A 23,945-nucleotide genomic window follows, 5' to 3' on the forward strand; every position below is an offset into this window, starting at 1 on the left:
CCAAGTTAAAGTTGTCTATATTTTACCATAGTTTGTCCTGCCAACTTATGACATTTTTATAAAAGATAGAACTGGCTGCAGCGAAAAATAGGCTAATACCTAATTGCGGCAAGCCTTATTTTTCCTGATAATAGGGTTCGATATGGATATGAGCGTAACGAATGGAATGGTTGTGTTCCAGGTAGTGTTCGATTCGATCGGTAATACGATGGCTTTCTTCCACAGTTAACTGGGGGTCGACCAGGATGGTAATTTCGATAAAAGACTGATTGCCGACAACCCGGCCTTTTACATCTGCGACCTCCTGAACGTCCCGATCCTTGGCTATACTTTCTTTAATCTCCCTGATCTGATCGACATCGAATCCATCGGTGAGCGTATGGGTGGCGTTGCGAAAAATAGTCCAGGCAGTCAGGCAGATAATGATTCCTACAATCAGACCGGCAAGCGGATCCAGCCAAGAGATCCCAACCTGCGCGCCGATAATTCCAATAAAAGCTCCAATGCTGACAAGGGCATCGGACCGGTTATCCTGTGCTGCGGCGTACAGGGCGCTGCTGCTTATTTTTCGGGCGAGCCTTACGTTATAAATATAGACAAGCCACATGACTGCCGCTGCCCCCAATGCTACCCAGGCTGTGAGCATATCAGGACGTGCCTGTTCATTGGCAAACACTTTTTGTGCTGTACCAAGGATGACCTGGATACCGATAAACATCATGATAAAAGCTGCAAATAAGGATGCAATGGTTTCCGCCCGATAATGGCCATAGTGGTGGTTTGCATCCGGCGGTTTTCGGGAAATTTTTAAGCCGATCAGCACCGCAACAGAAGCAATTACATCTGTTAAATTATTCAAACCGTCTGCCCTAAGTGCATCTGAATTCCCTAATGAAGCGGTAATCAGTTTGACAAACGAAAGGATAATGTAGGCGGCAATGCTGATCCAAGCGCCTTTTTCTCCTTTTTTTAAATTCTCTGCGTGATCCATCCTGATAAATTCCTCCTGTCTCCCTTTAAGAGGATGTTCAAAAAGCCCTTGTAATATAAGCAATGTTGGCTTTCATAGTCTACCAAAGGCCCGGCTGGTGGGTCTAGAGAAACATCGAGGCAGCAAGCTAGATATCTTGTCTCAATTGAAACAAGTTGCCATTGGCAAAAACAGTCAATTTATTGAAGAAAAAATTTCCACAGATTTTTTTGCATTTTTGGTTGCAATAATTAGAAAAATCTAAGATAATAGATAAAAGGAACAAGGGGGCATATCCCATGAAAAAAGAAAAAGTCATTTACCGGTTTCATCGTTATGAAGGAAAGGTGCTCTATGCAAAAAAGGAAATATCCTTTGAGTTGAAGCTGGCGGCCCGTTTGTTGATGGATGAAATATGCTTTTCTTATAACAAGGAACAATTAAATCAGGCGATTGATCAGTCGTTGAAAACAAGCAGACAGCATGACTTTCTGCAATTGAGTGAGGCTTACAGGCAGTACGTCTGGGAGTAGCCTCGGCTACATGAGCTTTGCCAACGCGGCAAAGCTCTTTTACATTTGCAGGGGACTGGTGGATTATCTTTTTCATCCCGATTTTGAAGAAAAGGTTCACCAAAGACGGAACAAGTCTTATTTAGTAATTAGGTTTTTCAGGGTTGGCAGTACATTTAAAGAACTCAAAACTTATAAACCCCTGCTGCTTTTCCTCTTTGCGTTTTGGCTGTATAATGATGGCATATCAACGATTACCCGAATGGAACCGTGTATGGCAGGGATATTTGGATCGGTGGAAATTCCCTGATCATTGCTCTGCTGATCACACAGTTCGTCGGCATTTTCTTTTCCGTTCCTGTTTGGCTGAATTGCAGCAATGCGGGCAAAAGCTGAAGCAGGACAAGTCGTAATCAAGCCTGATTAGATCTCACGGGAGGAGTGAGAAAATGAAAACAGCAAATCTGCGCAAACTCTTTTTCCGCATTCTCCGCATAACAGGGGATATAAAAGCAGTAAAAAATGGCACCATCGTTCAGCGGGTCACCAGGAGAGCGGGGAGAAAGCAAAGCAGAAAAATACTGAGAAAACTGTTTAAATAATCCATAAAGAAAGTCAGATACCGCCTGTGGTATCTGACTTAAACAATGGGGTCGCTGTATTTGTTCTCAAGCTCAAGGGCAATTGCTGTCCCATTATCATAGGAAACATCCCCAATCAGGCCTCTTAATTCCTCCTCGGCTCCCGACCGGTCCTGCCAGTAGTTCTCTACTGCTGTCAAAATTTGCTCTCCTTCTGCCAGTGCGTTTTCATACAGATCGATGAAACTCTCGCTCCGCGGCTCATTGGTGGCGGGATGATGCCACATTTTTCCGTCCAAATTCAAATAATCCGTGTCTGCTTCTACCGGCCGGTGGGAATATGAAGACACAACCGAACCTAAAAGCGAATTTTTCCAGCCATATGGGTCAAACAGAACCTTCAGGGCAAGACGCATATCTTTATATGCCTTTTGCAGCAAGACGTGGGTAATGATACTATTCAATCCCGGGTAATGCTGCTCCATCGTCTCATGCAGCAATTGCTCGATTTCCTGATCGAGCCCCGGGCCAATGTCGATTTCTTTGTACACCGGAGTTTTCCATGTGCGCAACTGCCGGTATTTTTCCAACATTAGCGTATCGATGATTGTTTCCAGTTTTTGGTGATTGCTGCCCTCATATCCTGCATGATAATGGATATACGGGTGGGTGTTGCGGTCAAGCACATGGTGGGTCACAAACCCCATCACATACGCTTTCATCCTGTGATCTTTCTGTTTAGCCTCACTGATAAGTGACATCAGAAAATCTCCGCAATGCCTGGTATGCAGTGCCATTCCAACCTCGTCGCCCGCTTTTCCATCAGCCCATGGCCAAAAATTATAATAAAAGAAAGGATCCGGACCTTGGGCGCCCAGTTTCATGTATGTATTCACTATGTTTTTTGGAAACCCTGCTGTATCAGCAACCTGCTCGCAAAAAAGCACATGTGTCCAACTATTCGGCATTCTCCTCCACCTCCATCTATCTAGATTATAAGCAAAATGTCCTGATAAGGGAATTGGATGAGTTCTATATAAAAATTTGATACAATAAACGCATGCAGTGAAAACAGTGATACATAGGGAGGAAACAGTGATGGAATATCGCGTGGAGAAAGACACGATTGGGGAAATTAAGGTTCCAGCGGATAAATTTTGGGGAGCACAATCCCAGCGAAGCAAGCAAAACTTTCCCATTGGAAATGAGAAAATGCCTGCAGAAATTATAAAAGCGTTTGCAATTTTAAAGAAGAGTGCGGCAGCCGTAAACGCCGATCTTGGCCTTTTGGAAGCAGAAAAAGCACAGGCGATTGAGCATGCAGCAGATCAAATTATTGCTGGTGAATTAAATGAGCATTTTCCGCTCGTCGTCTGGCAGACAGGCAGCGGCACCCAGTCCAACATGAATGTCAATGAAGTCATCGCATATGTCGGCAATAAATGGCTGGAAGAAAAGGGGAGCGAGTTCAAGCTTCATCCGAATGATGATGTCAATAAATCGCAAAGCTCGAATGATACCTATCCAACGGCTATGCACATTGCTGCTGTGTTGAAACTGGAGGATACAGTAATTCCGGCTGTTCAGGCTCTGAAAACGACGTTCCAGCAAAAACGTGAGGATTTCAAAGATGTCGTAAAAATTGGCCGCACCCACCTTCAGGATGCAACTCCCCTGACGCTTGGGCAGGAAATCAGCGGCTGGCACCGGATGCTTGAAAAGACGGAGAAAATGATCTCGGAAAGCAATCAATATTTGAAAGAACTGGCCATCGGCGGAACCGCTGTAGGGACAGGCTTAAACGCTCATCCGGAATTTTCGGAGCGTGTCTCGAACAAAATCAGTCAGACAACAGGGAAAACATTCCAGTCAGCGCCGAACAAATTTCATGCCTTAACCAGTCATGATGAGACCGTTTATGCCCATGGCGCGTTAAAAGCACTCGCAGCAGATATGATGAAAATCGCTAATGATGTGCGCTGGCTGGCAAGCGGTCCTCGCAGTGGTCTTGGGGAAATCACGATTCCGGCAAATGAACCGGGAAGTTCGATTATGCCGGGAAAAGTGAATCCAACACAGAGTGAAGCAGTTACCATGGTAGCGGCACAGGTTATGGGCAATGATGCAACCATCGGATTTGCCGCAAGTCAGGGCAACTTTGAATTAAATGTTTTTAAACCGGTGATTGCTTACAACTTCCTGCAGTCCTGCCAGATTCTTGCCGACAGTATTTTGTCCTTTGATGAGCGCTGCGCACAGGGAATTGAGCCGAATCATGAAAGAATCGAACAGTTCCTGAATGATTCCCTCATGCTGGTAACCGCGCTAAATCCGCATATTGGTTATGAAAATGCGGCGAAAATAGCGAAAAAAGCATTCAATGACAAGAAAACACTGAAAGAAACAGCAGTCGAACTTGATCTGCTGACAGAGGAAGAATTTGAGCAATACGTCAATCCGGAAGAAATGACCTATCCAAAATAAAAGAAGCATGTTGCTATAAGTTAAGCCGTTCCTGATCTAATATCAGGAGCGGCTTTTTTTACCCTACAATTTACCAGCAAATAGCAGTAATAAGTTGATTGGAAGTGAAGACAATAACGATTACAGGAGGTGATAAACATGGCAAATAACAATTCAAACCAGCTCGTTGTACCTGGCGTACAGCAAGCACTTGATCAAATGAAATATGAAATTGCTCAGGAATTTGGCGTTAGCTTGGGTGCTGACACAACTTCCCGTGCGAACGGATCGGTTGGTGGAGAAATCACCAAACGTCTTGTTACTTCTGCTCAGCAGCAGTTCAGCGGACAACAACCTAAATAACAATGGCTGCAAGGAGAAGCTTCTCCTTTGCGACAAAAGATAATGGAGGAGGGATGTGATCCCTCCTCCATTATTATGTGCAATATCTACCGGATGCGCAGTTCAGTTTCCTGATCGAAGAAATGCGCATTGTTCATATCAAGCGCTAAATCAATGTTTTCTCCACCGTTGATATCATTACGGGAATCAACACGGGCGATGAAATCCTGCTCCTTAATTTTGGAATACAGGTAGGATTCGGCACCCATCAATTCTGCTACTTCAATCAAAGCCTTGAACTTGGTGTCAGGGCTTGCATCAATGAATGCCGGCTCGTCATGAATGTCTTCCGGACGAATACCCAGAATAACATCTTTTCCTACATAACCCTGGTCACGCAGTGTTTTCATTTTTCCTTCCGGCACCTTGATTTTCACGTCTTCCATTTCAAAATGGCCTTCACTTAATTTTCCTGCAAGGAAGTTCATGGAAGGGGAGCCGATAAATCCGCCGACAAACACATTTTCCGGCCTGTCATAGACATCTTTTGGTGCCCCAACTTGCTGGATGATTCCATCTTTCATAACGACAAGCCGAGTGGCCATGGTCATCGCTTCTGTCTGATCATGGGTAACATAGATGGTGGTTGTCTGCAGCCGTTTGTGCAGCTTCTGGATTTCTGCGCGCATCTGCACCCTCAATTTGGCATCCAGATTGGATAACGGTTCGTCCATCAGAAATACTTTGGCATCGCGTACAATGGCACGGCCCAGGGCAACACGCTGACGCTGCCCGCCGGAAAGTGCTTTCGGTTTCCGGTCAAGGTAAGCTTCCAGTCCGAGGATTTTAGCCGCATTGTTGACACGCTGCTCAATTTCATCTTTTTTAAATTTGCGCAGTTTCAGGCCGAATGCCATATTGTCATAGACGTTCATATGCGGGTACAGCGCATAGTTTTGGAAAACCATCGCGATATCGCGGTCTTTTGGGGCAACATCATTCATTTTTTTGTCATCAATAACCAGATCGCCTTCCGTAATCTCCTCGAGGCCGGCAATCATTCGCAGTGTGGTGGATTTTCCGCAGCCGGATGGTCCGACAAACACAATGAATTCCTTATCCTTGATATCCAGATTAAAGTTTTCTACAGCGGTTACATTTTTATCATAGGTTTTTTGTATGTTTTGCAGTTGCAATTCTGCCATTCGTATTCCCTCCCAAAAGTTGTAAGCGTTTTATTTCTGGTTCTAGTGTAACGGATTGGAAAGGGACGGGGTATGGGTAACTTGCACAAAGAAATTAGTTTGCTTTGTGCAAAGATGCCAAAAGGGCAAGATAAACGACCGCAGCCTGATGAAATTGCCTCACATCAATTCCGGTATGTTCCATGAATTTATCCAAACGATATTGCAGGCTGTTGCGGTGCATGTACAGTTCTTTTGCCGCAACGGATACATTCAGGTTGCAGGCGATGAAAGTTTTCAGGGTTTCAAGCAGCTCCGCGTCTTCAGTGAAATCCTGCAAAATCAGACTGCAGATTTCATCACGAAAGTCGACGTCTGTTTGTTCGATGAGAAAATAAAAAATGGCATCAGTATAATTGACTACTGGCTGATCCGCATAATAAAACGCAGTAGAGGCGCCTTTGGCCATGGCCGTGTAATGCTTGCTGAGCTTTCCATAGTCTTGAAGAAAAGGGCCGACGAAAAAGCTGATCCTTACATACAGGTCACTCATCAAAACATCAATAATCTGCTCATAGGAGATATTTTCTTCCGTTAACCCGGCTGCTTCTTCAATAATGAACCCTTCTGTTTCGTTTTCCCACAAAATCGGCACAGGGCGGCCGAAAAACGCATCAATTGCCTCCTTGAGCACATGTGGGCTGCTCTGGTTTTTCGGAATGGAGAAATAAACAAGCCGGCAGGGAACGGCAGGTTCGCTGGAGAAATTGCCCTCCAGCCGTTCTTTCCAGCGCTTTTCTTCGGCTGTCGGCACGGGCAGATCGACATGATACGGGGTAAGAAAGGCAAGCAGAATGTCCTGATCTTTCGCCGTCAATTCCGATCTTTCAATTCCGATTACCTCATGTTCTTCATTGATGAACCACTGATAATTATTCCGGCGGGGAGCGTCACTTTCTGCATATGTAACAATAGATGGAAAAATTTTCTGCAAATCTTTTAGCATGGGAAAAACCTCTTTTTCTTCGCTTGTTGTCTGTATATATAAATTTTCGTAATGGTTGGAAAGCCATTTTCTCCATTATAGCAACCACAGCCTGGAGAAAAAACAATTTCGTGAAAAATTGCCCATTTATGCTCACGGTATACAGGCCCGATCACGTTTGTTATAGTTGTTTTAGTAAAGAAACAAATGAGGAGGAAACAGTGTGCCAAATATTTATGATAGTGCCTATGATTTAGAAAAGGCAATCCGGGAAAGTGATGAATTTACCCAGTTGAAAGAAGCCTATGACAAAGTGATGAATGATGCATCGGCAAAGCAGATGTTTGAAAACTTCCGTGATACGCAGATGAATCTGCAGGAAAAACAGATGCAGGGACAGGAAATTTCCGAGGAGGAAGTAGAGAAAGCGCGTCAGGTCGTTGAAGTCGTGCAGCAAAACCCGGATATTTCCAAATTGATGGAAGAAGAACAGCGCTTGAATCTGGTGATTAATGATGTCAGCCGGATTATTACCAAGCCGCTGGAGGAACTGTACGGCAATCCTGACGAACAAGCTGAATAAAGAAGATGAAAACTCGTAGTGCTGCTGCGGGTTTTTTTATGGAAAAAAGCAGGATTTTTTGCAGGCGGTCGAGAATTTAATTATATGGGAATGGAAGGAGAGTGTGTACGTGAGCAAAATAGAATACGAATCAAGGGATGGGATTTCCTATATTTATCTGAACCGCCCTGAGCGCTATAATGCGCTGGATGCGGGAATGCTGGAGGAGCTGCTGGCAAATCTCAACGAAGCAGAGAAGAGTGAGGATCGGGTAATTGTTTTGACCGGCAGGGGAAAAGCTTTCAGTGCAGGCGGAGACATGGCCATGCTGAAAGAGTTTGCGGACAAGGACATGTTTGATGAAATCATGAACACTATTGAAAAAATCACACTAAAATTGTACCTCATGCCGAAAATCGTTATCTCGGCTGTAAATGGTTCGGCAGCAGGGCTTGGTTTAAGTCTTGCTCTGACAGCTGATTATGTTATTGCAGAGCCTGAGGCAAAGCTGGGAATGCTGTTTATCGGTATTGGTCTGCATCCGGACGGCGGTGGACATTTCCTCTTGCAGGAGCGGGTCGGAACGGTGAAAGCCAAGCAGTTCATTTGGGAAGGAACCAAGGTAGGAGGCATGGAGGCGAAAAACATAGGAATAGCGGATATTGTTGCGGAGAGGCCGGCTTTGGAAGAAGCAGAAAAGATTGGTCAGAAGCTGCTCCGGTCGCCGCTTCAAGCTATCTTGAAAACCAAGATGCTTTACCATACGGGAAGACAGGCAGAACTTCAGGCCACCTTGGAAGCGGAGCAGGCAAATCAGTGGGAGCTGAGGAATACAGCGGATCATCAGGAAGGCGTGCAAGCATTTCTGGAAAAGAGAAAACCTGTTTTTCGGGGGGAGTAAGCGAAAGAAAACGACTTCAGCTTTAGAAGTCGTTTTCGTGTTATTGAAAGCTATAGCATTTCCTAACGATGAAACAAAATTAATTTCGCTTCCGGATTCACACAGCGATGGGTGTACTCATTGTAGCCTTCATCATCCAGACGAGCCTGTCCGATTTTTTTTGCCTCTTCATCACTCGGAGCTTCAAACGATTCATCCAGCAAGTTTTTTCCTGCCTGATCAAAGACGGTTAAGTTATAGGTGCGCATGAAATTTCCTCCTGGTTGTAAAATTTCCTTCTGACTATCAATATTCGCCAGAAAAAAATAAAATCCTTCCTGCAGCGGCAAATTTTTTTGCTTTGTATTCTATCTCCTCCACGCGCAAAGTGTAAACATGGAACCGAGCAAGAACAATAGAACGAGCATTCGTTTCGGTTTTTTGCTAGAATAACAATAAGAGATTTATAGAGGGGAGGGGAGTCGATGAGCAAGGAAATTTCATTCATCCATGCCGCCGATTTGCATCTGGACAGCCCATTTATGGGACTGGCCGCCGCACCGGGACATATTTTTGAAGCGATACGAGAGAGCACCTTCACCGCGCTGAAGAGATTGGTGCAGGCAGCAATCGAAAAAAATGTGGATTTTATGATTATTGCCGGCGATCTGTTTGATCAGGAACGGCAGAGTCTGAAAGCGCAAATTCGATTGCGTCAGGCATTTGAGACGCTTAAGCGGCATGATATTCAGGTCTATCTTTCCTATGGCAACCATGATTATTTAAATGGTGGGTCCCATGCTGTGACCTATCCGGAGAACGTGCATGTTTTTCCGGGTGAGAATATCTCAAGTTTTACTCATTACAGGGACGGGGAGCCTGTTGCCGCGGTGTACGGCTTCAGTTATGAAAATCGCGCGGTTACAGGGAATAAAACAAATGACTACGTGATCGGTGATGAGGAGATTCCTTTTCATATTGCCACCTTGCATGGCAGTTTACATACCAATACCGAGCATGATATGTACGCTCCGTTTCAGCTGAGTGATCTGACAGCAAAAGACTTTGACTATTGGGCGCTGGGTCATATCCACCAGCGGCAAATGTTAAAAAACGATCCGCCGATTGTCTATCCTGGAAATATACAGGGAAGGAGCCGGAAAGAATCGGGGGAAAAGGGCTGTTACCATGTTGTATTGAGCAAACAAGGGGGGGCCCCTCATTTGGAGTTCGTTCCGCTGGCGCCAATCCAGTTTGTATCCGTCACAGCGGATGTGTCCGGATGCAAGGAGGCATATCAGCTGGAGGAGATAATTCAGCAGGAACTCGAAAAAGCGGCTCAGCGCAGTTCGAGACTGGTGAATCTGACATTGACGAGCGATAATCCCACGCTGAAACAGTGGGAACAGGAGCGGGCGCTGGAAGACGTTATCGATCTCGTTAACGAATCAAATGCCAAAGAGCAGGACTGGCAATATATTTTTCGCTCTCAGGTGGAGCTTTATTCTGCTGTGACAGAGGGAGAGGCATCCAAGGGTGAGCATTTTATCGGTGAGTTAAGCCGCCATTTTGATGAAGTATCGATCCGTCCATTTTTGGAGGATCTTTATAAACAAAAACAGGCGCGTAAGCACTTGAGAAGGCTGACGGACGAGGAAGAAGCCAGGATAAAAACCGAAGCCAGACAATTACTTTTAAACGAGCTTTTGAGTAGTGAGGGATGACGATGCGTTTGAAACAGGCACATATTTACGGGTTCGGCAAATGGGTGGATGCCACCATTGATTTATCCGGCAATTCCGCTCTCGTGCTGTACGGGGAAAATGAATCCGGCAAATCCAGTCTGCAGCAGTTTATTCTGTTTATGCTGTTTAGCATGCCACCGAAACAGCGCGCCTTTTACCAGCCAAAGATGAGCGGGAAAATGGGCGGCAGATTAACAGCAGAAGATGAACATGCGGGAATGTTTACCATTGAGCGGCTGGACGGAGTGCGTAATGGAGCAGCAATCTGTTATACCCCGGATGGCCAGACACATGAAGAAGATTGGCTTAAACAGCGGCTCTATGGAATGACCCTGAAAACCTACCAGTCGGTGTTTTCCTTTTCCGCGCTTGATTTACAGGGTCTTGAGAAAATGAATGAGGATGACGTCGGTGAAATGCTGCTTGGTATAGGGCTGACAGGGTCTAATAATATTTATCAAATTGAAAAACGGCTGGACAGCCGATTAGGTGAATTGTTCAAGCCCTATGGAAAAAAGCCGGTGATCAACCGGCAGCTGGAGCAGCTGGATGGTCAGTTGAAACACCTCCAGGAGGTTAAAGCCAGCCTGGGAGCATACTCGGAAAGGCAGGAACGAGCAGAAGATATCTCAGCGGAAATAGAAAAGGAACGAGCCATATTGGATACAAGCAAAAAAGAGCTGGCCGATCTTGGCAAAAAACTGCAGGCCCTGCCACTTGTATTAGAGTATCAACGGCAAAAAGAACATAGTGAAACCTTTCCGGCACATCTTCCATTCCCAGAGAATGGACTGGAACGGCTGGAAAAGTTGAAAGAAAGCGTGCTGCCGCTGAAAAGTGAACAGGGAGTTATCGAGGACAATCTTAGAGATCATCAGGCAAAAGCGGCTGAGTTGGCGCTGGAAATGACTTCCCACAGTGTCTATGAACAGGCGCAGGAACTCATGAAGCAGAAAGAGCCATACCTGGAAACTAAAAAAGAGCTGGAAAAAACGCAAAAGTCGCTTCAGGAGCTGAAGACTTTGATCAACGCAGAGCTTCAGCAGCTGAACGTGGGTCTAAGTGCACAGGATCTATCCAAGCTTGAGCTTCCATTTCATTTAGAAAAAGCATGGAACGAGCTGAAAAACGCCTCCGTCCAATTGGAGATGGATGAAGAGCAGCTCCAACAGGAAGGAAATCAGGCGAAACAGCAGCACAATTACCTGCTTAACCAGCTGCAAGAGGCAGAAGATGAGGTGCTGCCGGAAAACAATGTAAATGAACTTCAGCAGAAAGTCAATGAACACCGTGAACAGCATCTTCTCCACAAGCTGAAGCAGGAATCCGGCCAAAAGCAGACGGAATGGAAGCAAACCAAAGCTGACAAAGGCAGAAAGCACCAGCAAATACTGATTGCCAGCATGATACTGGCAGTGCTTGCCGGTGCCATTGGAATGACGGCGGACTATACTCAAGTTCTTTGGATTGCGGTTCTGCTCTCAGCAGCCGGAGTGGCTCAGTGGATCTGGGGCCAGCGGGATATAAGAGAGATGGAACGATACCTATTTCAAAGACCGGAGACCTCCGTGAAAAAAGAAATCACAGAGGAAGAAAAGAATGAAGCAGAACAGCTTTTGGAGAGACATGAAAAGAAGAAGAGAGAAGCAGCTTCATTGGAAGAGCAGATGAAAACTGCCGAACTGGACTGGATACAATTGACGGAAAAAAGGAATGGAGTGAAAGAGAAGACAGCACGGCTCAATTCCCGGATTTCCAAGCAATATGAGACCTATCCATTTTTGCGACAAGTGGAAATCGAATACTGGCCGGAATTCTTTTTTGCGCTCAAACAGCTTATCAGTAAGGAGAGGGAGCGGCAGCAACAGGAAACGATTTTGCAATCTCTCCGGCAGGCAATGGAAACACCGGCAGATGCGATAAACAAGTTTGCGCAGGGGATGAATTGGGAAATAACCAAGCAAACGATGAGCAGCCAATATGCGGTGCTGAAGGATTTTCTCGCCGAACAAGAAGAACTTAGGAGGAAGCGGGAACAATATCTGCAACTCGTCCGTGAAGGCAGGGAAAAGGTTGGGGAATTGACAAAGAAAATTGATACTTATGAAAAGGAATTCGATGCCCTCTTTGCCATAGCTGAAACAAAAACAGAGGAAGCGTATTACCGCAGAGCGGACGAGCTTAATGAAAAGAAACAAGTTCAGGAGCGGCTGCAGGAGCTTAAGAAGCAGCTTTCCGCAATATTTCCCCAAGCGGATTGGCAGGCATTTATAGAGCAGCAGCCGAATCAAGCCGAACTGGAAACAGCCCGGGAAGCAGTACAGGAAAAAATCAGGATGACAGAGGAAAGGCTGGAAGAATTACGCCAGCAGCAGGCGGATCTTCATGCAGACCTTCGTGCCATGGAGTCATCCGAAACCCACTCAGTAGCAATGCACCGTTTTGATATGGAAACAGAGCAATTAAACAAACTAACAGAGGAGTGGGCCATCGTTAAAACCGCCAGAGAAATGCTTGCGGAAACAAAACGGAATTACCGTGACAAGTATTTAAACAAAGTGATGGAAAAAACCTCAGGTCATTTCCGTCATTTAACCGGCAATCTATATGAAACTGTCTTCGCGCCATCTGGCAAAGAAGGGTTTCAGGCGGAATCGGCGGAAGGCCTGCGCTACAATGTGCAGCAACTATCCAAAGGTACAATGGATCAGCTGTATGTTGCACTGAGACTGGCAGTCAGTGAAATCATGAGTGAAAAACACCGAATGCCGTTCATGATGGATGATGCGTTTGTCCATTTTGATGCTGCGAGAACGAAGCGAATGATGCAGATAATCGAGGACATTTCCAGCCGCCAGCAGGTAATTATTTTCACGTCCCGACAGGAAGTGGCAGCGGCCGCACACGATTCTGTTCGCATTCAGTGACAAATAATGATAAAATTATTTTCAGATTACATCCAGATGGAGGGACATCCATTGTCTGAGGAAAAGGAAGCAAAAAACTGGGAGAAGCATGATGAAACAATCGAAAAATTTATTCAGGTTATCGCAAAAAATATGAATCTGTATGGAATTACTCCTTCTGTCGGGCGGCTGTACGGTGTTCTCTATTTCGCTGATCAGCCGATGACACTGGATGATATGCGAGAGGCGCTGGAAATGAGCAAAACGAGCATGTCAACAGGGGTGCGGTCCCTGTCTGATATGAAAATGGTGGAATCCACGTTTAAAAGAGGCATCCGCAAAGACCTCTACCGGTCAGAGGAAGACTGGTATAAATCCTTCACCTCATTGTTTGGGAACCGTTGGCGCCAGCATACAGAGACAAATATTGAAGAAGCCGAAGAAGCGATTGCCGAGCTGGAAGAGGTTCTAAAGAGTACAGAAGACAACGAATTGAGAGAGAAAATCCAGATGGACATCGACCGGCTTGCCTATGCAAAAAATTATTATAAATGGCTGATGAAATTTATCAGTGTGGTAGAATCCGGAGAAATTTTCGATGTGATACCTAAGAATAAATAAAGACAGAAACAGGGATTGGCATAAACAGAGCTGGGGATGATTTAAGGGCCCGGACTCGATTTGTCAATCCTTTTTGGCAGAGCTGAAAATAGTTCTGTCTGATACAGGGGGAGGAAGCTCACATGAAAAAAGGCATTGGATATGCCCAAGTCGGGGATACGATTGACTCATTTATGCTGATCAAGGAAGCTACAAAAGGAACCACGAGCAATGGCAAGCCGTTTTTAACGCTTATTTTGCGTGATGCAACAGGGGAAATAGAGGCAAAGCTGTGGGATGCTACGAAAGAAGATGAAACTATTTTTATACCAGAACAAATTGTCAAGCTGACCGGTGAAATTAACCAATTCCGCGGGAAAGCTCAATTGAAAATTATCTCGGTGAGGCCCGCGCAGGCAACAGATGGAGTATATGTTTCCGACTTTGTGGAGAAAGCCCCAGTGGAGAAGGAAGTGCTGGCTGAAAAGCTTCGGGAAATTATTTTCGAAATGGAAAATCCGGTGATCCAGCGCATCGTCCGGGCATTTATCAAAAAATATCAGGCAACACTGCTGACCTATCCAGCCGCTGCCAAAAATCATCATGACTATGTGTCAGGGCTGGCACATCATATTGTGAGTATGCTGGAAATCGCCAAGCAATTGCATGTGTTGTACCCGGAACTGAACAAAGATTTGCTGTATGCCGGGATTATTCTCCATGACCTTGGAAAGCTGAAAGAATTATCCGGTGTCGTGACGACCAGCTATACCACGGAAGGCAAGCTGCTTGGCCACATTCCGATGATGGTGGAAGAAATCGGGATTATGGCTAAAGAACTGCAAATTGAAGGAGAAGAAGTGCTGATTCTTCAGCATATGGTGTTAAGCCATCATGGTAAGGCGGAGTGGGGCAGTCCAAAACCACCGCTGGTAAGAGAGGCGGAAATTCTTCACTTGATCGATTTGCTTGATGCCAAAATGAATATGATGGACCGGGCACTGGAGAAAGTGAAGCCTGGTGAGTTTACGGATCGCTTGTTTGCGCTGGATAACCGCTCGTTTTATAAACCATTATTTGAAGGGAGATAAAGTGAAACTTCATTCAGTGGGAGCTTTCTCCCACTGAATGTTAGTTGATCCAATCGGGCTTTTACAGGCAGTTTATCCCCTCCTAAAATATTCGGCTTGCTTTTACCTTTAGATGGAGGGGTTTTACTGCCTGTTAATCTGCGATAATCTGGTCATTTTTCCCTTAGCTTGTACATATAATCTGATAGAAAGAATGGACAAGGGGAGGATCAAATATGTTATTGGGGATACCCTTATGGGTCGTGTTAGTTACCCTTCTCATTTTTCTCAGTGGATATATGGCATTCAAAACCATGCAGGAAGAGCGGGAGCAGGACCAGCAGTTTATTGAACGTGAGGGGAAAGTATATATCGACCGAATGAAAGAAGAAAAACAGATACGGGAACAAAGAAGGCAGCGGTCTAATTAATGGCTGTTTCTTAACCTTTTTGTTAATCCGAGACCGCAACCAGTATACACTTCGCTTTCCGCGGGTGGCTGGTGAGCCTCCTCGAGCTGAGCACTAAGGGGTCTCACCGAAGCCATTCCTCCCGCAGGAGTCTGCGTGTATACTGGTTGCTCTGTGCATTTATCTTGAAAAGCAACAATCTCTTAGAAATAACAGCATTCTTAATTCATTCATGCATTACAAGCAATAAAAAAGGCTAATACAATTGATGTATTAGCCTTTTGTCTGCTTTATTCCTGTGATTCTGTTTCTGATTCACCTTTCGCACTTCCGCTGTCTTCTTCGGAGCCGCTATCGCCGGATTCGCCTTCTGAATTACCGCTGCCTTCTCCAGAACCGCTGTTTCCGCCCTCACCTTGCGAGCCTCCGCTTCCTGGCTGTGTTGGCGCTGGTGCTGGAGCAAACAGGTCTTCATACTGTTCAATCTGCACATCGACTTCAGCGTCTTGAATCAATTGTGTGATTTTTTGCTGTGCCTGCATTGGATCTACTTGCTGTGCAGCCAGCTGACGGCGGATTTGGTCTTTCATTTCCTCATAGGAGCCAAGTTCTTCTTCGGTTTCACGCTTGTCCGTTACTTTTATAATGTGAAAACCGTGCTGCGATTGAACCGGGTCACTGACCTCGCCCACATCGAGTGAATAGGCGGCATTTTCAAATGACGACACCATATCACCAGCAGAAAAATAACCAAGTTCCCCGCCATTTTGTGCCGATCCGTCCGTGGAGTATTCAGCAGCCAATTCAGCAAAGTCTGCTCCGTCTTCCAGCTGGGATTTCACTTCATTCGCTGTTTCTTCATCAGAAACGAGAATATGCGAAGCTTGGATTTCTGTTTGCATCCGGTCATAACGCTGCTGGATGTCCTCTTCCGGAACCTCTATATCCTCTGTCACTGCCTTTTCCTGAAGAAGACTGGAGCGCAGAACTTCTTTATATTGCTCTTCAGCATTATCACCAGTAAAGCCTGCTTGTTCAAGCGCGGCCTGGAAATTATCGCCTAGTTGATCTTTAGACCGCTGCAGTTCTGCCTCTACCTCTTCGTCTGAGACTTCATAGTTGGCTGCAAGGACTTTATCTGCCACCAATTGAGTCAGGACTTGCGGTGCAACCTGGCTGTCTTTTAACGCCTCATAGAATTCTTCTTTTGTTACATTTTCGGCGCTGGTTTCCACAACTACTTCCCCGTCGCCGGAATTGCATGCAGCTAAACCAAAAACACTGGCACTGAGTGTGACAGCAATTGCTAGCTTTTTCATTTATAACACTCCTAATCTTTATGTACTTCTAGTTTGCACATTGATAAATATACCATACAATTGGTATAAAAAAAATAGTCTATGCAGAAAACCGTAAAAATACCATCGATTTACCTATAAATCGCCACATTTGGGAGAGCGAGTGTGTAAAAAAAGACCCGGATTTAATCATCCGAGTCAGTTTGCTTTCAATAATATATCCACACGGTTATTGTGTGTTTCAATATACGCGTCTTTAGGTGCCCGGCTGACATGACTGACATACAGGAAATCGGAAAAAGTCATGCCAATATGAATGGCTGTCAGCATGATAAGATAAAAATTATAGTCGGGCGAAAGGTAACTCATCGATATTCCCGGCAATGTCAGCAGGAACGTTGGAGCGAGTGCCGTCGTCAGTGATGCTTTTTTGGTCAGATGACTTTTTGTATAATAGTGAAAGACAGGCAGCATTTTCGTTTTCGGTTTATAATAAATCTTTATGCTCTTTTTCATTAGAATCAATGGTAAAATATGCATAGTGGCATGAACTGCCGGCAGGAGCAGAACAGCTGCAAGAAAAGGGACAAACCCAGCTTCATTTACCTGTCTCAATTCATGCATAACGGAAGCAGGTACATACAGGGCAATAAACGCTGTGACACTGATCAAAAATGACACCATATATAATCGGTGCTGACCGAACTCTTTGGTTAAATGAACGGATTTCCAGCAATTCATTGTGGATCCCTCCTGTCTTGAAATTTCCATTGGAATGACTATCTGCCTCAGAGAATCATAGTACGTTTCAGGGTAAAAATCAATAGGTTTTTTGTAAAATATATATAAACTTTATGAGACTGCTCAGGGAAGGGGGATCGAGATGAAGAAACCGCCTGTAAATAGTGCTGATATGACAGCTTTTCATGTGCAATTATTGATGAAACGGATTGATATGAATGATTATCCACTGACGAAGTTAACTATTGAACATGAGTTATCCTGGGAAGAGTATGAAGGATTTTTTCAACTGCTGGAGAGACTGGATGAAACCTATCAAGTGCAAAAAGAAGAAGGGCTGCTGGATTTCACTTCGCTGCTCATCCATTTTGCCGGCATGCTGAATGAGAAGCTCGATCCCCATGTGACAATCACTGCACTGAAGACAGAAGGATATTTCCCTGAACTTATGGGGGAATTTATTAGGATTATCCAGCGGGAGGAAAAGAAACGGAGCTGAGCGCAATGATGCGTCAGCTCCTGTTTATTGAGGTTTGATCTTTCGGAAAAGCGTTTCGACATCCTGATGGAATTCAATGATTGCGGAAAGTTTTTCTTCTTTTGTACCTTCTTCATCTGGGAAACGAACGCCTTCTGCATGGGCTTGTTCGAGAATGGTTTCCAAATTGTCTTTCTGATAATTCGCTGCCTCAATCCATTTATTAATATAGGAAGTCATAAACGACTTGAAAAGTTGCGTGTTTGCCTGGTACAAATCTTTGCGGACGCCTTTTTTCCAGACTTGGGAAACAAGGTTTAAATCAGCAAGGTTACGGATGCTGTTGCTCATCGAGGTCTTGCTTTTGCCTAGTGCTTCGGCCATTTCATCAAGCGTAAGCGCTTCATCAGCCAAGTATAAATAAGAAAATACCCGCGCCTCCATAGGACTCAGGTCAAACATTTCGATGGTTTTTGCAAATTCAATCATAACCTTTTCTGTCAGCTGCTTCACTTCTGTCATAGCTGTGTATGCCCCCTAAATCGCTATTACTTAAAGGTTACACTAGACTCCAAAATTATCAAAATCGGATATTGTACCGTATTTCAAAGCAAAAAGGAGATAAACAACGTAATAGCTTAATAAACTACGTACAGAATAAACTGTACGTAAAAAATGTACAAAATTGACGTTGTTTAAAGTTTGTAATGAAAATGCAATATGGTTTATAGTGTTAAGGTAGGTAAATGAGGGAGCGGCGAAGAAATGAACGAAAGAGGTTTCATTTGTTTTTGCGTGCAGTATTTCTGATGCAAAGGTCATAGGCACATTTCTGCATTCCTGGTAGATAAATAAAATATATACTTTATTATCTTCATAAGTACAATGGAGACCTGCCGCGAAATAAGCTTGGCGGGTAAGCCGGGTTTTAAATTTTAAAATACGAATACGAGGTGAAAAAAACATGCCGGTCATTGAAGTGAAAAATCTGTCAAAAGTATTCGGCAGAAACCCTAAGCAGGCGTTAAAGCTCCTGGATCAGGGTCTGTCAAAGGATGCTATATTAAAAGAAACCGGCAATACAGTCGGGGTAAACCGGGCATCTTTTTCGGTGGAAGCCGGAGAAATTTTTGTCATTATGGGTCTGTCCGGAAGCGGAAAGTCAACACTGGTTCGTCTGATCAACCGGCTGATTGAGCCAACTGAGGGCAGCATCCTCATTGATGGAGAGGAACTTTCCAAAATGGATCAAAAGGCACTTCGCCAGGTGCGCAGGGAAAAAATGAGCATGGTGTTTCAAAACTTTGCATTGTTCCCGAACCGCAGTATTCTGGAAAATGCTGAATTTGGTCTGGAAATCCAAAAGGTGCCAAAGGAAGAACGTAAGAAAAAAGCAAAAGAGGCACTGGATCTGGTTGGCTTGGGCGATTATGTGAATCAAAGTCCGAATCAGCTCTCCGGTGGGATGCGGCAGCGTGTCGGGCTTGCCCGTGCACTGGCAAACGACCCTGAATTCCTGCTGATGGATGAGGCGTTCTCTGCGCTTGATCCGCTGATTCGCAAGGACATGCAGGATGAACTAATCGACATTCAGTCCAGAATGAAGAAAACCATTTTGTTTATTACCCATGATCTGGATGAAGCACTCAGGATTGGTGACCGGATTGCCCTGATGAAGGATGGGTCGATTGTGCAAATCGGCACACCGGAAGAAATTCTCGTTAATCCGGCAAATGACTATGTGGAGAAATTCGTTGAGGATGTAGATCGATCCAAGGTCCTGACAGCGGAACATATCATGAAGCGTCCGGAAACCGTCAATATTGAAAAACATGGACCGCGCGTGGCTTTGGAGCGCATGCGAGAAGAAGGGCTTTCCAGCATGTTCGTGGTTGACAGCAAGCGGAATCTGAAAGGATATATTACCGCTGACGATGCTTCCGAAGCACGGAAAAAGGATGCCAACAGTTTTGATGGGATATTAAAAAACGATATACCAAGAGTGGATAAAGGTACGTCCATGCAGGAAATTTTTGATATCATCCATGATTCGCCGATTCCAGTAGCAGTAGTGGAAGACGGCAAACTGATGGGAATTATTGTTCGCGGTGCAGTTATTGCTGCACTGACAGGAGATGGCGAGGTGAATATTGATAATGGCTAATACAGGTATGCTTGATTTTATTCCGCAGATACCGGTGGCTGAAGGAACGGAAACAGTAACCGATTGGCTCACCGATACATTTGCCTTTTTATTTGATCCGATTAAGGAATATCTGACCATCGTGATGGAATTTGTGGCCGAAACTGTTTTGATGGGAATTCCACCTGTGATCCTTATCCTGATTACAGCAGTTATTGCCTTCTTTATTTCGGGGAAAAAATTTGGATTGGCGGCCTTTTCGATTGTCGGTCTCTGGTTTATTTATAACCAGGGGCATTGGGACAACTTGATGAACACGGTCACGCTTGTTCTTTTGGCGAGTCTTCTTTCCATTATTATCGGGGTGCCAATTGGGATTTTGATGTCCAAGAGCCGTGTGCTGGAGGCTATTTTGTCGCCGGTGCTCGACTTTATGCAGACGATGCCGGCATTTGTTTACTTAATTCCTGCCGTAGCGTTTTTCGGCATCGGCTATGTGCCAGGTGTCTTTGCATCGCTTATTTTTGCTACACCGCCAACAGTGCGGCTGACAAATTTAGGCATTCGCCAGGTTTCCAAAGAACTGGTGGAAGCATCCGACGCATTTGGAAGCACCGGATCGCAGAAGTTATTTAAAGTAGAACTGCCAATGGCAAGGCCTACAATTATGGCTGGAATCAACCAGACAGTGATGCTTTCCTTATCGATGGTGGTTATTGCCTCCATGATCGGGGCACCGGGACTGGGAGCTGAGGTTCTTTCTTCCCTACAGCGTGCTTCTGTTGGTACAGGGTTTGTTGCCGGTATAGGAATTGTTATTCTGGCAATAATTATCGACCGCATTACCCAAAATATGACGAGAGGTAAGGCGTCGTAAAAGAGTTGGTATCTTTTCTCTATGAAAAGTTTCCATATATATAAGTCTATTCTAGAAAAGGGGATTTTAGTTTTATGTTTAAATTTGACTGGAAACGTCTCGGCCTGGCGGCTGGACTTTCTCTATCATTGGTGGCTGCCGGCTGTGGTGGCGGGGGGTCGTCTGACGAAGGTACGACAGACGGATCTTCAAACGGCGGTTCTGAAGGCGGAGCTGTTGGTGAAGGGCAAGAAGTAGAACTTGCTTATGTGGAGTGGGATACAGAAGTAGCTTCCACTCATGTAGTCGGCAAAGTGCTGGAAGACCTAGGCTATGAGGTGACAACGACACCGCTTGACAATGCGGTTATGTGGGAAGCTGTTGCAAACGGAGAAGCAGATGGAATGGTTGCCGCTTGGCTTCCACTGACTCATGAAGCGCAATTTGAAGAATATGGCGATCAAGTGGAGCATCTGGGCACAAACCTGGAAGGAGCGAAAACCGGACTGGTGGTTCCTTCTTATATGGATGTAAATTCCATTGCAGACCTTGACTCTCAGGCTGATATGACCATCACAGGCATTGAGCCGGGAGCAGGTGTAGTGGCTGCAACTGAAGCAGCAATGGAATCCTATGATAACCTGGCTGACTGGGAATTACAGACCTCTTCCAGCGGTGCAATGACCACAGCGCTTGGTGAAGCGATTGAAAACGAAGAGGAAATCGTGGTAACAGGCTGGTCCCCGCACTGGAAGTTCCAGACATATGACGTGAAGTACCTGGAGGACCCTGAAGGCGGGTTCGGTGAAGCAGAAACCATTGACACCATGGTGCGTCAAGGACTGGAAGAAGATATGCCAAACGTCTACAGTGTATTGGATAACTTCTACTGGGAAACTTCTTCCATGGAAGAGGTAATGGTTGCCATTCAAGAAGGTGCCTCTCCTGAAGATGCTGCCGCAACTTGGGTAGAAGAAAATCAGGATGTCGTGTCTGAATGGACAGCGGATGTAGAGCAATAAAACGAATATAAGATTAGCAAAAAGCCGGGATATGTCCCGGCTTTTTGCATGTTATTTATTGATAAAGGTTGTTTTCTGAAAAAAATTTGTCTTTACACAATATCTATAAACTGCGACGTAAATTATAAGTGGTGGGTCTCATCGTCGCTGCGGAAATACCCTTCGCTTTCCGCGGGCGCTGGTGAGCCTCCTCGTGCTGTCGCACTGCGGGGTCTCACCTATGCTTATCATCCCGCAGGAGTCTCAGGGTATTTCCTCCGCTTACTGAGGTGGTTTGCGACTTTACTGCTGTTTAAATCCACCTCCCATCCACTTTTGATGGTTGATTGGAGCGGAGGGCAGCCGACTCCTGCGGGAAAAGCACGAGTCTGAAGACCCCGCAGGAAGTGATCTTCTTCCGAGGAGGCTGAAGCCGTGCCCGCGGAAAGCGGCTGCCCGTAGCGGAAATCAACGCGCACTCAGTCGCAGGTATTTCCGCAGCTGTAAACGGCAGGTTATGTCGCAGTTTCCATCAACTACGAAATAAATAAGCAAGAAAACTTGGAAATATATCCTTGATAAAAAACCGGAATGGCATCCTGTGAAAGGTGTGCCATTCCGGTTTTTCTGTAATGCGAGTATTATGTTGGTATTTAATAAGCTGTGAAGTTAATTTGCTGCTTTCGTTACTGTTTCTTCACCTTTTCTTCCAGTTCTCTCAAACTGCCTTCAATTTGCTCCAGATACTGATAAATATTCTCCTGATGCGGTTCCACCGTGTCTTTCCATTCCTGCACTGATTTTTTCATTTCATGGGTGAGGTCCTTGATTAATGCAGCGCCTTCTTTGGAGGTTTCTCTCAGTTGAGTTTTCAGACGCAGTCCATCCCGTCTCAGGTTGGCGATCATTTCCTTCCATTCCACGCCTTGATCCCGCACGCGGCCGCGCATATCACTGCCGGAAGCAGGAGTGCTTAAGAGTATTGCTGCTGCGCTTACAGTGCCGCCGACCAAAATTCCTAATGCAATTGATTTTCCATTTGCCATCATCATCCGCTCCTTTATCCAATCATTATTATTATTTCTCTTTTTTGGTGTTTATTAAACCGGTAATAAGAAAACCCGGAGAAAACCTTTTCTGTTAAAAAATATGTTGTTTTCATCAAAATATCTATAAACGTGACTTAACATGCCGCTACGGAAATACATTCCGCTTTCCGCGGGCGGCCGGTGAGCCTCCTTGTGCTGCGCACTGCGGTGTCTCACCTGTGCCTATCCTCCCGCAGGAGTCTCCATGTATTTCCTTCGCTGGTAAGAGTGTCAGCGACTCCTGCGATGAAGCACATGTCTGGGCCTGAGCAGGAAGTGGATTTTAAATACACAGTAGTTGAAAGATGGAAAGACACAACAATCAGCGGAGGAAACACCCCGAGACTCCTGCGGGAAGAAAAGCTTAGGCGAGACCCGCAGTGCGATAGCACAAGGGGCTCGGCAGCTTCCCGCGGAAAGCGAGGGGTATTTCCGCAGCGGCGGCCTATATCGCAGTTTTTATCACCTGCAAAATAAATAAGCAACAAAACTTACGAGAAGAGCTTAAAAAATCCCCTGACTGTTATCGTGTCAGGGGATTAAGAGCTGTGGTTCATGTTGCTGTTATAGGCCGCGCCCGCTTTAATATTCCCTGAACGATTGGATAAACGATGACCATGATCACCGTATTAATCGCTGCAGCAGGAAGCACTACCGCTGTGAACAGGGCAATAAAGGTCCCTTGCATCACACCAAGCACGAATAGCAGGACGCCAAGGAAAATTGATCCGCTGATCATTGTCCCGATCGCCGTAAGCACAGGAGCGCTGAGCGTCTCCGGGATCCTGTTTCTCACGAGCAGGAACAACCCCAGAAACACAAATGCCGTAATCGGTTTGTCGATCATATTGCCGATTTGTCCTCCGGGTGCTGCCGTTGTCAGGGCGGAGATCATCCCTGTCACAATGGCCAAAAGTGCTACATACTTCGGTTTAGGGAACGAGATTATGCCTAAAAACATCATGGACAGCAGCATATCCGGTTTGACACCAAATATGGGTGGGGCAGCCGTGTGCAATACCGCACCAATTCCCACCAGCAATGATAGAAAAATTAAGACTCTTACGTTCATTCTCTTCCTCTCCTCTTCTCAGCTAAGCTAATTTTACTTCCAGCTGTACACTCGTTGT

At 45.4% G+C, this 23,945-nt stretch carries 26 protein-coding genes; 16 read left to right on the plus strand and 10 right to left on the minus strand.

Annotated features, from left to right (window positions below; translation table 11 throughout):
• Positions 1-115: 115 nt before the first annotated feature.
• The gene (locus CEG13_RS08195; protein ID WP_100011385.1) at positions 116-991 is read right to left on the minus strand and encodes a cation diffusion facilitator family transporter; all 876 of its coding nucleotides are present in this window, start codon (positions 989-991) and stop codon (positions 116-118) included.
• Between the two features lie 278 nt (positions 992-1,269).
• Here CEG13_RS08195 and CEG13_RS08200 point away from each other — a divergent pair, with 278 nt between their 5' ends.
• From CEG13_RS08200 to CEG13_RS18880, 3 genes are all read left to right on the plus strand, one after another.
• On the plus strand, positions 1,270-1,503 hold the full coding sequence (locus CEG13_RS08200; protein ID WP_100011386.1) for a hypothetical protein: 234 nt from the start codon (positions 1,270-1,272) through the stop codon (positions 1,501-1,503).
• A 10-nt stretch (positions 1,504-1,513) separates the two neighbouring features.
• The gene (locus tag CEG13_RS08205) at positions 1,514-1,792 is read left to right on the plus strand and encodes an MFS transporter (protein WP_100011387.1); all 279 of its coding nucleotides are present in this window, start codon (positions 1,514-1,516) and stop codon (positions 1,790-1,792) included.
• A gap of 139 nt (positions 1,793-1,931) precedes the next feature.
• Complete coding sequence (locus CEG13_RS18880) at positions 1,932-2,084, plus strand: hypothetical protein (protein WP_192869526.1); 153 nt, start codon at positions 1,932-1,934, stop codon at positions 2,082-2,084.
• Between the two features lie 38 nt (positions 2,085-2,122).
• On the opposite strand, the gene CEG13_RS08210 is transcribed toward CEG13_RS18880, so the two are convergent.
• A complete protein-coding gene (locus tag CEG13_RS08210) occupies positions 2,123-3,031 on the minus strand; it encodes a zinc dependent phospholipase C family protein (protein ID WP_100011388.1) in 909 nt (302 codons plus the stop codon).
• A 130-nt stretch (positions 3,032-3,161) separates the two neighbouring features.
• Between CEG13_RS08210 and fumC the strand changes: the two genes are divergently transcribed.
• Together fumC and CEG13_RS08220 are read left to right on the plus strand one after the other, a co-directional pair.
• Positions 3,162-4,547 carry a class II fumarate hydratase gene (fumC, locus tag CEG13_RS08215; protein WP_100011389.1) on the plus strand — a complete coding sequence of 462 codons (1,386 nt, stop codon included), beginning with the start codon at positions 3,162-3,164 and terminating at the stop codon, positions 4,545-4,547.
• A 138-nt stretch (positions 4,548-4,685) separates the two neighbouring features.
• Positions 4,686-4,889, plus strand: coding sequence for an alpha/beta-type small acid-soluble spore protein (locus CEG13_RS08220; protein ID WP_100011390.1), 204 nt, complete (start codon positions 4,686-4,688; stop codon positions 4,887-4,889).
• 86 nt (positions 4,890-4,975) lie between these two features.
• Here the strand turns inward: CEG13_RS08220 and CEG13_RS08225 are convergent, their stop codons facing one another.
• Together CEG13_RS08225 and CEG13_RS08230 are read right to left on the minus strand one after the other, a co-directional pair.
• Positions 4,976-6,073, minus strand: coding sequence for an ABC transporter ATP-binding protein (locus tag CEG13_RS08225; RefSeq protein ID WP_100011391.1), 1,098 nt, complete (start codon positions 6,071-6,073; stop codon positions 4,976-4,978).
• A gap of 94 nt (positions 6,074-6,167) precedes the next feature.
• On the minus strand, positions 6,168-7,058 hold the full coding sequence (locus CEG13_RS08230; RefSeq protein WP_100011392.1) for a PucR family transcriptional regulator: 891 nt from the start codon (positions 7,056-7,058) through the stop codon (positions 6,168-6,170).
• Between the two features lie 202 nt (positions 7,059-7,260).
• Between CEG13_RS08230 and CEG13_RS08235 the strand changes: the two genes are divergently transcribed.
• A complete protein-coding gene (locus CEG13_RS08235) occupies positions 7,261-7,620 on the plus strand; it encodes a YlbF/YmcA family competence regulator (RefSeq protein ID WP_100011393.1) in 360 nt (119 codons plus the stop codon).
• A 109-nt stretch (positions 7,621-7,729) separates the two neighbouring features.
• Positions 7,730-8,500 carry an enoyl-CoA hydratase gene (locus CEG13_RS08240; protein WP_100011394.1) on the plus strand — a complete coding sequence of 257 codons (771 nt, stop codon included), beginning with the start codon at positions 7,730-7,732 and terminating at the stop codon, positions 8,498-8,500.
• 62 nt (positions 8,501-8,562) lie between these two features.
• Here the strand turns inward: CEG13_RS08240 and CEG13_RS08245 are convergent, their stop codons facing one another.
• On the minus strand, positions 8,563-8,748 hold the full coding sequence (locus CEG13_RS08245; protein ID WP_100011532.1) for a YhzD family protein: 186 nt from the start codon (positions 8,746-8,748) through the stop codon (positions 8,563-8,565).
• A 216-nt stretch (positions 8,749-8,964) separates the two neighbouring features.
• Between CEG13_RS08245 and CEG13_RS08250 the strand changes: the two genes are divergently transcribed.
• The 5 genes from CEG13_RS08250 (at position 8,965) to CEG13_RS08270 (ending at position 15,231) form a co-directional block, all read left to right on the plus strand.
• Positions 8,965-10,203 (plus strand): metallophosphoesterase family protein, encoded by a 1,239-nt coding sequence (locus CEG13_RS08250; RefSeq protein ID WP_100011395.1) that lies wholly within the window; start codon positions 8,965-8,967, stop codon positions 10,201-10,203.
• A gap of 2 nt (positions 10,204-10,205) precedes the next feature.
• Positions 10,206-13,151 (plus strand): ATP-binding protein, encoded by a 2,946-nt coding sequence (locus CEG13_RS08255; RefSeq protein WP_158234663.1) that lies wholly within the window; start codon positions 10,206-10,208, stop codon positions 13,149-13,151.
• A gap of 51 nt (positions 13,152-13,202) precedes the next feature.
• Entirely contained in the window at positions 13,203-13,751 is a 549-nt protein-coding gene (locus tag CEG13_RS08260) for a GbsR/MarR family transcriptional regulator (protein WP_239984598.1), read from the plus strand.
• A 122-nt stretch (positions 13,752-13,873) separates the two neighbouring features.
• Positions 13,874-14,821 carry a 3'-5' exoribonuclease YhaM gene (gene yhaM / locus CEG13_RS08265; RefSeq protein ID WP_100011397.1) on the plus strand — a complete coding sequence of 316 codons (948 nt, stop codon included), beginning with the start codon at positions 13,874-13,876 and terminating at the stop codon, positions 14,819-14,821.
• A gap of 215 nt (positions 14,822-15,036) precedes the next feature.
• Positions 15,037-15,231 carry a sporulation YhaL family protein gene (locus CEG13_RS08270; protein WP_100011398.1) on the plus strand — a complete coding sequence of 65 codons (195 nt, stop codon included), beginning with the start codon at positions 15,037-15,039 and terminating at the stop codon, positions 15,229-15,231.
• A 269-nt stretch (positions 15,232-15,500) separates the two neighbouring features.
• On the opposite strand, the gene CEG13_RS08275 is transcribed toward CEG13_RS08270, so the two are convergent.
• Both CEG13_RS08275 and CEG13_RS08280 read right to left on the minus strand, forming a co-directional pair.
• Positions 15,501-16,529 carry a peptidylprolyl isomerase gene (locus tag CEG13_RS08275; RefSeq protein ID WP_100011399.1) on the minus strand — a complete coding sequence of 343 codons (1,029 nt, stop codon included), beginning with the start codon at positions 16,527-16,529 and terminating at the stop codon, positions 15,501-15,503.
• A 177-nt stretch (positions 16,530-16,706) separates the two neighbouring features.
• Positions 16,707-17,249: a DUF3267 domain-containing protein gene (locus CEG13_RS08280; RefSeq protein ID WP_100011400.1), complete on the minus strand. Its 543-nt coding sequence runs from the start codon at positions 17,247-17,249 to the stop codon at positions 16,707-16,709.
• A 142-nt stretch (positions 17,250-17,391) separates the two neighbouring features.
• On the opposite strand from CEG13_RS08280, the gene CEG13_RS08285 reads away from it, so the two are divergent.
• Positions 17,392-17,748, plus strand: a complete 357-nt coding sequence (locus CEG13_RS08285; RefSeq protein WP_192869527.1) for a DUF1878 family protein — start codon at positions 17,392-17,394, stop codon at positions 17,746-17,748.
• 24 nt (positions 17,749-17,772) lie between these two features.
• Here CEG13_RS08285 and CEG13_RS08290 read toward each other — a convergent pair whose 3' ends face one another.
• Positions 17,773-18,249 (minus strand): GbsR/MarR family transcriptional regulator, encoded by a 477-nt coding sequence (locus CEG13_RS08290; RefSeq protein ID WP_100011401.1) that lies wholly within the window; start codon positions 18,247-18,249, stop codon positions 17,773-17,775.
• 442 nt (positions 18,250-18,691) lie between these two features.
• Between CEG13_RS08290 and CEG13_RS08295 the strand changes: the two genes are divergently transcribed.
• The 3 genes from CEG13_RS08295 to CEG13_RS08305 all read left to right on the plus strand — a co-directional run bounded on the left by CEG13_RS08295 (position 18,692) and on the right by CEG13_RS08305 (position 21,748).
• Positions 18,692-19,891 carry a quaternary amine ABC transporter ATP-binding protein gene (locus tag CEG13_RS08295; protein WP_100011402.1) on the plus strand — a complete coding sequence of 400 codons (1,200 nt, stop codon included), beginning with the start codon at positions 18,692-18,694 and terminating at the stop codon, positions 19,889-19,891.
• A complete protein-coding gene (locus CEG13_RS08300) occupies positions 19,884-20,747 on the plus strand; it encodes an ABC transporter permease (RefSeq protein ID WP_100011403.1) in 864 nt (287 codons plus the stop codon). The genes CEG13_RS08295 and CEG13_RS08300 overlap by 8 nt, the downstream gene beginning before the upstream one ends.
• 74 nt (positions 20,748-20,821) lie before the next feature.
• Positions 20,822-21,748, plus strand: a complete 927-nt coding sequence (locus CEG13_RS08305) for a glycine betaine ABC transporter substrate-binding protein (protein WP_100011404.1) — start codon at positions 20,822-20,824, stop codon at positions 21,746-21,748.
• Positions 21,749-22,413: 665 nt separating this feature from the next.
• Here the strand turns inward: CEG13_RS08305 and CEG13_RS08310 are convergent.
• Positions 22,414-22,773 (minus strand): YtxH domain-containing protein, encoded by a 360-nt coding sequence (locus CEG13_RS08310; protein ID WP_100011405.1) that lies wholly within the window; start codon positions 22,771-22,773, stop codon positions 22,414-22,416.
• Between the two features lie 595 nt (positions 22,774-23,368).
• Entirely contained in the window at positions 23,369-23,887 is a 519-nt protein-coding gene (locus CEG13_RS08320; RefSeq protein ID WP_100011407.1) for a tryptophan transporter, read from the minus strand.
• Positions 23,888-23,945: the final 58 nt, after the last annotated feature.

The organism is Lentibacillus sediminis, from assembly GCF_002763455.1.
Taxonomy (GTDB): Bacteria; Bacillota; Bacilli; order Bacillales; family Amphibacillaceae; genus Lentibacillus_D; species Lentibacillus_D sediminis_A.

Coding starts and splice junctions, on each gene's coding strand:
- CEG13_RS08195 (WP_100011385.1), bottom strand. CDS start 991: ATGGATCACGCAGAGAATTTAAAAAAAGGAGAAAAAGGCGCTTGGATC.
- CEG13_RS08200 (WP_100011386.1), top strand. CDS start 1,270: ATGAAAAAAGAAAAAGTCATTTACCGGTTTCATCGTTATGAAGGAAAG.
- CEG13_RS08205 (WP_100011387.1), top strand. CDS start 1,514: ATGAGCTTTGCCAACGCGGCAAAGCTCTTTTACATTTGCAGGGGACTG.
- CEG13_RS18880 (WP_192869526.1), top strand. CDS start 1,932: ATGAAAACAGCAAATCTGCGCAAACTCTTTTTCCGCATTCTCCGCATA.
- CEG13_RS08210 (WP_100011388.1), bottom strand. CDS start 3,031: ATGCCGAATAGTTGGACACATGTGCTTTTTTGCGAGCAGGTTGCTGAT.
- fumC (WP_100011389.1), top strand. CDS start 3,162: ATGGAATATCGCGTGGAGAAAGACACGATTGGGGAAATTAAGGTTCCA.
- CEG13_RS08220 (WP_100011390.1), top strand. CDS start 4,686: ATGGCAAATAACAATTCAAACCAGCTCGTTGTACCTGGCGTACAGCAA.
- CEG13_RS08225 (WP_100011391.1), bottom strand. CDS start 6,073: ATGGCAGAATTGCAACTGCAAAACATACAAAAAACCTATGATAAAAAT.
- CEG13_RS08230 (WP_100011392.1), bottom strand. CDS start 7,058: ATGCTAAAAGATTTGCAGAAAATTTTTCCATCTATTGTTACATATGCA.
- CEG13_RS08245 (WP_100011532.1), bottom strand. CDS start 8,748: ATGCGCACCTATAACTTAACCGTCTTTGATCAGGCAGGAAAAAACTTG.
- CEG13_RS08250 (WP_100011395.1), top strand. CDS start 8,965: ATGAGCAAGGAAATTTCATTCATCCATGCCGCCGATTTGCATCTGGAC.
- CEG13_RS08255 (WP_158234663.1), top strand. CDS start 10,206: ATGCGTTTGAAACAGGCACATATTTACGGGTTCGGCAAATGGGTGGAT.
- yhaM (WP_100011397.1), top strand. CDS start 13,874: ATGAAAAAAGGCATTGGATATGCCCAAGTCGGGGATACGATTGACTCA.
- CEG13_RS08270 (WP_100011398.1), top strand. CDS start 15,037: ATGTTATTGGGGATACCCTTATGGGTCGTGTTAGTTACCCTTCTCATT.
- CEG13_RS08275 (WP_100011399.1), bottom strand. CDS start 16,529: ATGAAAAAGCTAGCAATTGCTGTCACACTCAGTGCCAGTGTTTTTGGT.
- CEG13_RS08280 (WP_100011400.1), bottom strand. CDS start 17,249: ATGAATTGCTGGAAATCCGTTCATTTAACCAAAGAGTTCGGTCAGCAC.
- CEG13_RS08285 (WP_192869527.1), top strand. CDS start 17,392: ATGAAGAAACCGCCTGTAAATAGTGCTGATATGACAGCTTTTCATGTG.
- CEG13_RS08290 (WP_100011401.1), bottom strand. CDS start 18,249: ATGACAGAAGTGAAGCAGCTGACAGAAAAGGTTATGATTGAATTTGCA.
- CEG13_RS08295 (WP_100011402.1), top strand. CDS start 18,692: ATGCCGGTCATTGAAGTGAAAAATCTGTCAAAAGTATTCGGCAGAAAC.
- CEG13_RS08300 (WP_100011403.1), top strand. CDS start 19,884: ATGGCTAATACAGGTATGCTTGATTTTATTCCGCAGATACCGGTGGCT.
- CEG13_RS08305 (WP_100011404.1), top strand. CDS start 20,822: ATGTTTAAATTTGACTGGAAACGTCTCGGCCTGGCGGCTGGACTTTCT.
- CEG13_RS08310 (WP_100011405.1), bottom strand. CDS start 22,773: ATGGCAAATGGAAAATCAATTGCATTAGGAATTTTGGTCGGCGGCACT.
- CEG13_RS08320 (WP_100011407.1), bottom strand. CDS start 23,887: ATGAACGTAAGAGTCTTAATTTTTCTATCATTGCTGGTGGGAATTGGT.